Source organism: Micromonospora sp. NPDC049282 (assembly GCF_043197045.1).
Classification (GTDB): domain Bacteria; phylum Actinomycetota; class Actinomycetes; order Mycobacteriales; family Micromonosporaceae; genus Micromonospora.
In genome coordinates this window covers 1-9,455 of record NZ_JBICSL010000036.1, presented here as the reverse complement: position 1 = coordinate 9,455, position 9,455 = coordinate 1, and the positions used below count along the sequence as shown (strand labels likewise).

Annotated in this window: 9 protein-coding genes; 1 reads left to right on the top strand and 8 read right to left on the bottom strand. The window is 72.3% G+C overall.

Annotation, left to right across the window (positions count from 1 at the left end):
• Positions 1 to 167: 167 nt before the first annotated feature.
• The 8 genes from ACGFI2_RS30495 to rapZ form a co-directional block, all read right to left on the bottom strand.
• Positions 168 to 512, bottom strand: a complete 345-nt coding sequence (locus ACGFI2_RS30495; protein ID WP_393523637.1) for an RNA polymerase-binding protein RbpA — start codon at positions 510 to 512, stop codon at positions 168 to 170.
• Positions 513 to 644: 132 nt separating this feature from the next.
• On the bottom strand, positions 645 to 905 hold the full coding sequence (secG, locus tag ACGFI2_RS30490; protein WP_393523635.1) for a preprotein translocase subunit SecG: 261 nt from the start codon (positions 903 to 905) through the stop codon (positions 645 to 647).
• A gap of 95 nt (positions 906 to 1,000) precedes the next feature.
• Entirely contained in the window at positions 1,001 to 1,792 is a 792-nt protein-coding gene (tpiA, locus tag ACGFI2_RS30485) for a triose-phosphate isomerase (RefSeq protein WP_393523633.1), read from the bottom strand.
• Positions 1,793 to 2,992, bottom strand: coding sequence for a phosphoglycerate kinase (locus ACGFI2_RS30480; RefSeq protein WP_393523630.1), 1,200 nt, complete (start codon positions 2,990 to 2,992; stop codon positions 1,793 to 1,795).
• Positions 2,989 to 3,993, bottom strand: coding sequence for a type I glyceraldehyde-3-phosphate dehydrogenase (gap, locus tag ACGFI2_RS30475; protein ID WP_393523627.1), 1,005 nt, complete (start codon positions 3,991 to 3,993; stop codon positions 2,989 to 2,991). The genes ACGFI2_RS30480 and gap overlap by 4 nt, the downstream gene beginning before the upstream one ends.
• Before the next feature lie 266 nt (positions 3,994 to 4,259).
• Positions 4,260 to 5,240, bottom strand: a complete 981-nt coding sequence (gene whiA, locus ACGFI2_RS30470) for a DNA-binding protein WhiA (RefSeq protein WP_393523624.1) — start codon at positions 5,238 to 5,240, stop codon at positions 4,260 to 4,262.
• A gap of 55 nt (positions 5,241 to 5,295) precedes the next feature.
• Positions 5,296 to 6,300 carry a uridine diphosphate-N-acetylglucosamine-binding protein YvcK gene (yvcK, locus tag ACGFI2_RS30465; protein WP_393523622.1) on the bottom strand — a complete coding sequence of 335 codons (1,005 nt, stop codon included), beginning with the start codon at positions 6,298 to 6,300 and terminating at the stop codon, positions 5,296 to 5,298.
• A complete protein-coding gene (gene rapZ / locus ACGFI2_RS30460) occupies positions 6,297 to 7,205 on the bottom strand; it encodes an RNase adapter RapZ (protein WP_393523638.1) in 909 nt (302 codons plus the stop codon). Before rapZ ends, yvcK begins: the two co-directional genes overlap by 4 nt.
• Positions 7,206 to 7,514: 309 nt before the next feature.
• Here rapZ and recQ point away from each other — a divergent pair, with 309 nt between their 5' ends.
• A complete protein-coding gene (gene recQ, locus ACGFI2_RS30455; RefSeq protein ID WP_393523619.1) occupies positions 7,515 to 9,356 on the top strand; it encodes a DNA helicase RecQ in 1,842 nt (613 codons plus the stop codon).
• Positions 9,357 to 9,455 lie beyond the last annotated feature (99 nt).

The window sequence follows — 9,455 nt, the reverse complement described above, 5'->3', positions numbered from 1 at the left end:
CACCCCCCGACCAGCCCACCAACTACCAGACACCCCACCGTCAACCCCACCCCACCAGCCCAAACAAGATGGAACTACTCCACGGAAAGAGTGGCTATCGCCGCCGGCATAGCCACTCTTTCCGTGAAAACAGGCTCGACGGGGTGGGGAGTGGGGGGTGGGGTGGGTCAGGGGCGACCTCGGCGACGGCGCAGCGCCGCGAGGGCCTCCGCGAGCAGCGCCTCACCCTCCTCCGGGGTACGCCGCTCCTGCACGTACGCCAGGTGGGTCTTGTAGGGCTCGGCGCGCTGGCGGCCGGGCGGGTTGCCCGGCTCGGGGCCGGCCGGCTCCCCGCAGCGGGGGCAGTCCCACGACGCCGGGGTCTCCGCCTCGGCGGCGATCAGGAACTCGACCCGGTGCTCGTGGCGGCACCAGTAGACGACCGGCCGGCGGGGGGCCGGCTCGGTGCGCTGGTCGAAACGCTCGGGGGCGGACCCGATCCGGGTGCCGCGGATGACGTTGTTGCTGGGCACGGTTGCTCGCTCCCTGTCGTCGGAGGGGACCGCCGCCGGGAAGGGGTCGGCGACGGGCGACGGGCGGAGAAACAAAACTGCGCGCGGTCCGTGACGGACCGCGCGCAGATTGTACGCTTCTTCGGCGCTTGCTCAGGTGCCGCTGCTCATCTGGAGCCGGAGCCAGAGCCCCAGCCCGACGATGCAGGCAAACCAGACGATCCCCACCAGAACGGTGTAGCGGTCGAGGTTCTTCTCGGCCACCGAGGAACCGGCCAGGCTGGAGCTGACGCCGCCGCCGAACATGCTCGACATCCCGCCGCCCTTACCGCGGTGCAGGAGGATCAGCAGGACAAGCAGCACGCTGGTGATGACCAGCAACGTGATCATCGTGTAGGCGAACCAGATCGGCATGGCGGGGGTCAGTCCTCTCGTTACGATCACTGCCCGGACCTGTCGGGCACTGCGGCACCGACCGGTGGACGGGCAGCGTCAAGGATAGCGAGCGATCAGCGGGCCGTGTGCTCCGGGAACCGACAGATCTGCGCGAACTCCTCCGCGTCCAGGCTCGCGCCCCCGACCAGCGCCCCGTCCACGTCCGGCTGGGTCATGATCGCGGCGACGTTCGACGCCTTGACCGACCCCCCGTAGAGGATCCGGACCTGCCCGGCGGTGGTCTCGTCGTAGGTCTCCACGAGCCGCTTGCGCACCTCGCCGCAGACCTCCTGGGCGTCCTCCGGGGTCGCCGTCTTGCCGGTGCCGATCGCCCAGACCGGCTCGTACGCCACGACGACCTTGGTGACCTGCTCGGCGGTCAGGCCCTTCAGCGCGCCGTCGAGCTGGTCGCAGCAGTGCGGAACCTGCTTGAGCTGCTCGCGGATCTCCAGGCCCTCGCCGATGCAGAGGATCGGGGTGAGCCCGTTCGCCAGCGCCGCCGCCACCTTCGCGTTGACCAGCGCGTCGTCCTCGTAGTGGTACTGCCGCCGCTCGGAGTGGCCGACCACCACGTAGCCGCAGCCCAGCTTCGCCAGCATCGACCCGGCGATGTCGCCGGTGTACGCGCCGGACGGGAACGGCGACAGGTCCTGCGCGCCGTAGCCGATCAGCAGCTTGTCGCCGTCCACCGCGGTCTGCACGGTACGCAGGTCGGTGAAGGGCGGCAGCACCACGCACTCGACGTCGGTGAGCTGCTTCTCGTTCAGGCTCGCGGCCAGCTTCTGCACCAGCAGGTTGGCCTCGAGGTGGTTGAGGTTCATCTTCCAGTTGCCGGCCATCAACGGCCGGCGGGTGGCGCTCGCCATTCAGTTCTCCAGAGCCGCGATGCCGGGGAGGGTCTTGCCCTCCAGGTATTCCAGGGACGCGCCGCCACCGGTGGAGATGTGCCCGAACGAGGACTCGTCCAGGCCCAGGGCTCGCACCGCCGCGGCCGAGTCACCGCCGCCGACCACGCTGAACGCGTCGGCCTTGGTGATCGCCTCGGCCACCCCACGGGTGCCGTTCGCGAACGCCGCCATCTCGAACACGCCCATCGGGCCGTTCCAGAAGACGGTCTTCGCCTGGGACAGCACGGCGGCGAAGCCGGCCACCGTCTCCGGACCGATGTCCAGGCCCAGCCGGTGGCTGGGGATGCCGTCGGCCGGCACCGTGTCGTGCGCGGCGTCCGGGGCGAAGGCGTCCGCGGCCACCACGTCGACCGGGAGCATGATCTTGCCCGGCGCGCGTTCCAGCAGGTTGCGGCAGGTCTCGACCATCTCCTCCTCCAGCAGCGAGGTGCCCACCTCGTGGCCCTGGGCCTTGAGGAAGGTGAAGCACATCCCGCCACCGATGAGCAGCCGGTCGACCGTGGGCAGCAGCGCCTCGATCACGGCCAGCTTGTCGGAGACCTTCGAGCCGCCCAGCACCACCACGTACGGCCGGTCGGGGTCGCCGGTGAGCCGGCTGAGCACCTCGACCTCGCGCAGCACCAGCCGGCCGGCGACGTGCGGCAGCCGCGCCGGCACGTCGTGCACGCTGGCGTGCTTGCGGTGCACCGCGCCGAACGCGTCGTCCACGTACGCGTCGCCGAGGCCTGCGAGCTGGTCGGCGAAGGCGCCCCGCTCGGCGTCGTCCTTGCTGGTCTCACCCTTGTTGAACCGGAGGTTCTCCAGCAGCGCGACCTGGCCGTCGGCCAGCTCGGCCACCGTGGACCGGGCCGAGTCGCCGACGGTGTCCTCGGCGAAGTGGACCGGGGCGCCGAGCAGCTCGCCGAGCCGACCGGCGACCGGGCGGAGGCTGAACTGCGGGTCCGGCGCGCCCTTCGGGCGGCCCAGGTGCGAACAGACGACCACCTTGGCGCCGGCCTGCACCAGCGCGCTCAACGTCGGCAGCACCGCGCGGATGCGGCCGTCGTCGGTGATGTCACCGGTCTGCTTGTCGAGCGGGACGTTCAGGTCGGCGCGCACCAGCACGCGCCGACCCGACACCCCCTCGCCGAGCAGGTCGTCGAGGTTACGGATGCTCACAGCGAGCTACCGACCAGCTTGACCAGGTCGACGAGGCGGTTGGAGTAGCCCCACTCGTTGTCGTACCAGCCGACGACCTTGACCTGGTTGCCGATCACCTTGGTCAGCGGCGCGTCGAAGATGCACGACGCCGGGTCGGTGACGATGTCGGCGGAGACGATCGGGTCCTCGTTGTAGACCAGGATGCCCTTGAGCGGGCCCTCGGCGGCGGCCTTCAGCGCGGCGTTGACCTCGTCCACGGTGGTCTCCCGACCGACCTCGACGGTCAGGTCGGTGGCCGAGCCGGTGGGGATCGGCACCCGCAGCGCGTAGCCGTCGAGCTTGCCCTTCAGCTCCGGCAGGACCAGGCCGATGGCCTTCGCGGCGCCGGTCGAGGTCGGCACGATGTTGAGCGCGGCGGCCCGGGCCCGGCGCAGGTCCTTGTGCGGCGCGTCCTGCAGGTTCTGGTCCTGCGTGTACGCGTGGATGGTGGTCATCAGACCCTTGGTGATGCCGAACGTGTCCTGGAGGACCTTCGCCATCGGGGCGAGGCAGTTGGTGGTGCAGGACGCGTTCGAGATGATGTTGTGCTTGGCCGGGTCGTACTGGTCCTGGTTGACGCCCATGACCACGGTGACGTCCTCGTTCTTCGCCGGCGCGGAGATGATGACCTTCTTGGCCCCGCCGTCGATGTGCGCCTTCGCCTTGGTGCCGTCGGTGAAGAACCCGGTGGACTCGATGACGACGTCGACGCCGAGGTCGCCCCACGGCAGCTTGCCGGGGTCCTTCTCCTCGAACACCTTGATGGCCTTGCCGCCCACGGTGATCTCGTCGGCGCTGGCCTTGACCTCGTGCGGGAGGCGCCCCAGGATGCTGTCGTACTTGACAAGGTGGGCGAGCGTCGCGTTGTCGGTCAGGTCGTTGACCGCCACGATCTCGATGTCGGCGCCGGACGCCAGCACTGCCCGGAAGAAGTTACGGCCGATCCGGCCGAAGCCGTTGATGCCAACCCGGATGGTCACAGGTCCCATCTCCTCGCGTTCTGGTCCGCCGGCGTCAGACCACGGCCGGCGGAGGTGTGTGCGCCGACCGTTGGAGCCGGCCGTTGACGATGTCATCTCGGCCACCCCGCCGCGGTCTGTTCCAGACCTGACCGCCCGAGGCGGTGAGTACGGCGAGGAGTGCCTGTGCCGGCCCCCTTGCCGTACGCAGCGACCCTATCCGAGCGCGCGGCGGCGCGCTGCGGCGGGTGGTGATCCCGGTCGCGCGACGTCGCCCCTCCGTCCTATCAGACCACGAGCATGTCCGGCGTGACGGCCGCTTCCGTATCCGGGATGCCGAGGTCGCGGGCCCGCTTGTCGGCCAGCGCCAGCAACCGGCGGATCCGGCCGGCGATCGCGTCCTTGGTCAGCGGCGGCTCGGCGAGCGCGCCCAACTCCTCCAGCGAGGCCTGGCGGTGCTCCAGCCGCAGCCGGCCGGCCGAGGTCAGGTGGTTGGGCGCGTCGTCGGCGAGGATCTCCAGCGCCCGGGTCACCCGGGCGGCGGCGGCCACCGCCGCGCGCGCCGAGCGGCGCAGGTTGGCGTCGTCGAAGTTGGCCAGCCGGTTGGCGGTGGCGCGCACCTCGCGGCGTACCCGGCGCTCCTCCCAGGCCAGCACGCTGGAGTGCGCGCCGACGCGGGTGAGCAGCGCGGCGATCGCGTCGCCGTCCTTGACCACCACCCGGTCCACGCCGCGCACCTCACGGTTCTTGGCGGTGATGCCGATCCGCCGGGCGGCGCCGACCAGCGCCAGCGCCGACTCCGGACCCGGGCAGGTGATCTCCAGCGCGCTGGAGCGGCCCGGCTCGGTCAGCGAGCCGTGCGCCATGAACGCGCCGCGCCAGGCGGAGACCGCGCAGCAGACGTTGGCGGCGACCACGTGCGGCGGCAGGCCCCGCACCGGGCGACCCCGCACGTCGAGCAGGCCGGTCTGCCGGGCGAGCGCCTCGCCGTCCTTGACCACCCGCACGATGAAGTGGCTGCCCTTGCGCAGGCCGCCCGAGGCGAGCACGTGGATCTCGCTCGGGTAGCCGTAGACCTCGGCGATCTCCCGCCGCAGGCGGCGGGCCACCGCGCCGGTGTCCAGCTCCGCCTCGACCACGACGCGACCCGACACGATGTGCAGCCCGCCGGCGAAGCGGAGCAGGGCGGCCATTTCCGCCCGGCGGCAGCAGGGCTTGGGCACGTCGACCCGACTCAGCTCGTCCTTGACCGCAGCCGTCATCGCCATTCCAGCGCCCCCTCACGGACCGGTTCCGGCGTGTCGCCGGTGATTACGTACGTGTCTAACGATCGGCGCCCAGGACAGGCACCAGTGCGGCGCCCAGGGCGGCCGGATCATGACGGGGCGTGCCGTCGGTGACGGCGACGGGGGCGAGGACCAGCCGGGCACCCAGCGATTCTGCCGCACGTTCGACCGCCGCGGGATCACCCACCGCCGTGGAGTCGGCCAGCACCATGTCCACCTTCAGCTCGGGCAGATAGCGCCGCAGGGTGTCCAGATGGTCGGGCAGGGACAGCCCGGACGTCTCCTTCTCGGCCACCAGGTTCAGCGTCACCAGCCGGCGCGCCGGGCTGGAGACGATCGCGTCGGCCAGGCCGGGCACCAGCAGGTGCGGCAACACGCTGGTGTACCAGCTGCCCGGCCCGAAGATCAACCAGTCGGCCGCGCGTACCGCGGTCACCGCCTCGGCGCACGCGGCCGGCGCGGCCGGGGTGAGCCGCAGCGACTCCACCGTGCCCGAGGTGATCGCCACCTGGTGCTGGCCGCGAAGCGTGCGTACCTCGTCCGGGCGGCCCGGGTCAGCGCCGCGGACCCGGGCCTCGATCCCGACCGGCTGGCGGGACATCGGCAGCACCCGGCCGACCGCGCCGAGCATCGCCCCGGCGTGGTCGAGCGCGGCCACCGGGTCGCCGAGCAGCTCGGTCAGCCCGTGCAGCAGCAGGTTGCCCACCGCGTGACCGACGAGCGGGTCGCCCACCCCGCCGGCCGGCGCCGGCGCGCCGAGCGTCGGCGCGGGCGCGGCGGCGGCGAAGCGGTGCTGGAACAGCGCCGCGCTGCGCCGGGTCGCCGGATGGTCGCCGGAGAGCGCGACGAGCGCCTGCCGCAGGTCACCCGGGGGCAGGCCGCCACGCTCGGCGCGCAGCCGGCCGCTGGAACCGCCGTCGTCGCCGACCGTGACCACCGCGGTGATGTCCAGGTCCAGTCCGGGTACGCAGTGCCGCAGCGCCCGCAGGGACGCCGAGAGCCCGTGCCCGCCGCCGAACGCGACCACCCTGGTCGCGGTCACTCCCGCCCCAGGTCCCGATGCTGCGGGTTGGCGGCGATGCCGGAGGCGCGCAGCCGGACGGCCAACTCCTCGGCGATCGCCACGCTGCGGTGCTTGCCCCCGGTGCAGCCGACCGCCACGGTCAGGTAGCGCTTGCCCTCCCGCTCGAAGCCGGCGGTGGTGGCGTTGACCAGGTCGGCGTAGCCGGCGACGAACGCGTCGGCGCCCTCCTGGCCCAGCACGTACGCGCTGACCGCCTCCTCCCGGCCGGTGTGCTCCCGCAGCTCCGGCACCCAGTACGGGTTGGGCAGGAACCGGGCGTCCATCACGAAGTCGGCGTCCGGCGGGAGGCCGTACTTGAAGCCGAACGACAGGACGGTGATCCGCAGCCGCCGGGCGTCCTCCCCGCCGAACAGCTCCTCCACCCGGCGGCGCAACTGGTTGACGTTCAGGTGGCTGGTGTCGATGATCACGTCGGCCTGGTCCCGGGCCTCCTCCAGCAGCGCCCGCTCGACCGCGATGCCGTCGGCCAGCCGCCCGTCGCCCTGCAACGGGTGCGAGCGACGCACGCTCTCGAACCGGCGGATCAGCACCTCGTCGTCGGCGTCGACGAAGACCACCCGGGGCTGGAAGCCACGTTCGTGCAGCTCCCGGATCGCGCCGGCGAGGTCGGTGGAGAACGCCCGCGAGCGCACGTCCAGCACCATCGCCGTACGCCGGGCCGCCCCGCCGGCCTTGGACGCCAGCTCGGCCATGTCCAGCAGGAGCGCCTGGGGCAGGTTGTCGACCACGTAGTAGCCGACGTTCTCCAGCGCCCGGGCCACCGTGCTGCGGCCACCGCCGGAGAGGCCGGTCACCACCACCAGGGAGGTCTCCGCCTCCACCGGCGCCGGGCGCCCCACCGCCGTCTCCGCGTTGGTCGGCACCAGGTTCTCCGCCGTCCGCGCCTCGCTCACCCGCTACCCCCAGCCGTGGCGCCGCGGCCGGTCGGCCGCGAATGGTCAGTCGCCGACTCTAACGGCTGCGACCCCGCCCGGGATTCCACGGGGTGACCACCGGAACAGCGGGTCGTCCGGTTTCCCGCTCCTCGTCCGACCCGGGCCGGGTCAGCTGCGCAGGCCGGCGACGAAGGACGACCAGGCCTGGTTCCGCTGTTTCCGGGAAACAGGGCCCGGTGGGGGCGGCGGCGGGGCTTCTTGCGTAACGCTGTCGGCGAGCGCTCGTAGACTGCGCGGATGGTCTCCCCCACCGAGCAGCGGACCGAGGACGCGCTGGGCGTGCTGCGCCGGGTCTTCGGCTACGACGCCTTCCGCGGCGTCCAGCAGGACATCATCGAGCACGTGGTGGCCGGCGGCGACGCGCTGGTGCTCATGCCCACCGGAGGCGGCAAGTCACTCTGCTACCAGATCCCGGCGCTGGTCCGCGACGGCGTGGCGGTGGTCGTCTCGCCGCTGATCGCGCTCATGCAGGACCAGGTCGACGCGCTCACCGCGGTCGGCGTGCGGGCCGGGTTCCTCAACTCGACCCAGGACGCGAGCGAGCGGCGCCGGGTCGAGGCGGCCTACCTCGCCGGCGATCTCGACCTGCTCTACCTGGCGCCGGAGGGGCTGGCGGTGCGGTCGACCCTCGGCCTGCTGGAGCGCGGCCGGATCGCCCTGTTCGCGATCGACGAGGCGCACTGCGTCTCCCAGTGGGGGCACGACTTCCGCCCCGACTACCTCAACCTGTCGATGCTGCACGAGCGCTGGCCGCAGGTGCCGCGGATCGCGCTGACCGCCACCGCGACCCGGGCCACCCGCACCGAGATCGCCACCCGCCTCCAGCTCACCGAGGCCCGGCACTTCGTGGCCAGCTTCGACCGGCCCAACATCCAGTACCGGATCGTGCCCAAGCGGGAGCCACGCCGGCAGCTGCTGAGCCTGCTGCGCGACGAGCACCCGGGCGACGCCGGCATCGTCTACTGCCTCTCCCGGGCCTCGGTGGAGAAGACCGCCGAGTTCCTGGTCGCCAACGGCATCCCCGCGCTGCCCTACCACGCCGGTCTGGACGCGCGCACCCGCGCCACCAACCAGCAGCGCTTCCTGCGGGAGGACGGGCTGGTCATGGTGGCCACCATCGCGTTCGGCATGGGCATCGACAAGCCCGACGTACGCTTCGTCGCCCACCTCGACCTGCCCAAGTCCGTCGAGGGCTACTACCAGGAGACCGGCCGCGCCGGGCGGGACGGCCTGCCGTCCACGGCCTGGCTGGCGTACGGGCTCCAGGACGTGGTGCAGCAACGCAAGATGATCGAGACGTCGGAGGGCGGCCTGGCGCACCGGCGCAACCTCGCCGCCCACCTCGACGCGATGCTGGCGCTCTGCGAGACGGTCCGCTGCCGTCGCGCCCAACTGCTCGACTACTTCGGTGAGACCGGGGCGGCCAACTGCGGCAACTGCGACACCTGCCTCGACCCGCCGGAGTCCTGGGACGGCACGGTCGCCGCGCAGAAGCTGCTCTCCACCGTCTACCGGCTCGACCGGGAACGCAACCAGCGGTTCGGCGCCGGGCACAGCATCGACATCCTGCTCGGCAAGCACACCGACAAGATCGACCAGCACGGCCACGACGCGTTGAGCACGTTCGGGATCGGCGCCGAGCTGCGCGACGTCGAGTGGCGAGGGGTGGTGCGGCAACTGCTCGCCGAGGGTCTGCTCGCCGTGGAGGGCGACTACGGCACGCTGGCGCTGACCGAGGCCAGCGCCGACGTGCTCGGCCGGCGGCGCACGGTCACCCTGCGCAAGGAGCCGGAACGGCCGCTGTCCGGCCGGGCCGCGAAGCCGCGCGGCTCGGCCACCGTCGTGGCCGACCTCTCCCCCGCCGCCGCGGGCGTCTTCGAGCGGCTACGCGCCTGGCGGGCGGCCACCGCCAAGGAACAGGGCGTCCCCGCGTACGTGATCTTCCACGACGCGACCCTGCGTCAGATCGCCGCCGAGCCGCCGGCCTCGCTGGCCGAGCTGTCCCGGTTCAGCGGCGTGGGCGAGAACAAGCTCGCCAAGTACGGCGAGGCGATCCTCGCCGTCCTCGCCGAGCGCTGAGAAAGGGCCCGACCCCGTGGTGGGGTCGGGCCCGTTGGTTTGCGTCAGCTGGTGCTGTAGCCGCGGGTGGCGATCCAGTCGGCGAGGTTGTCGACGGTG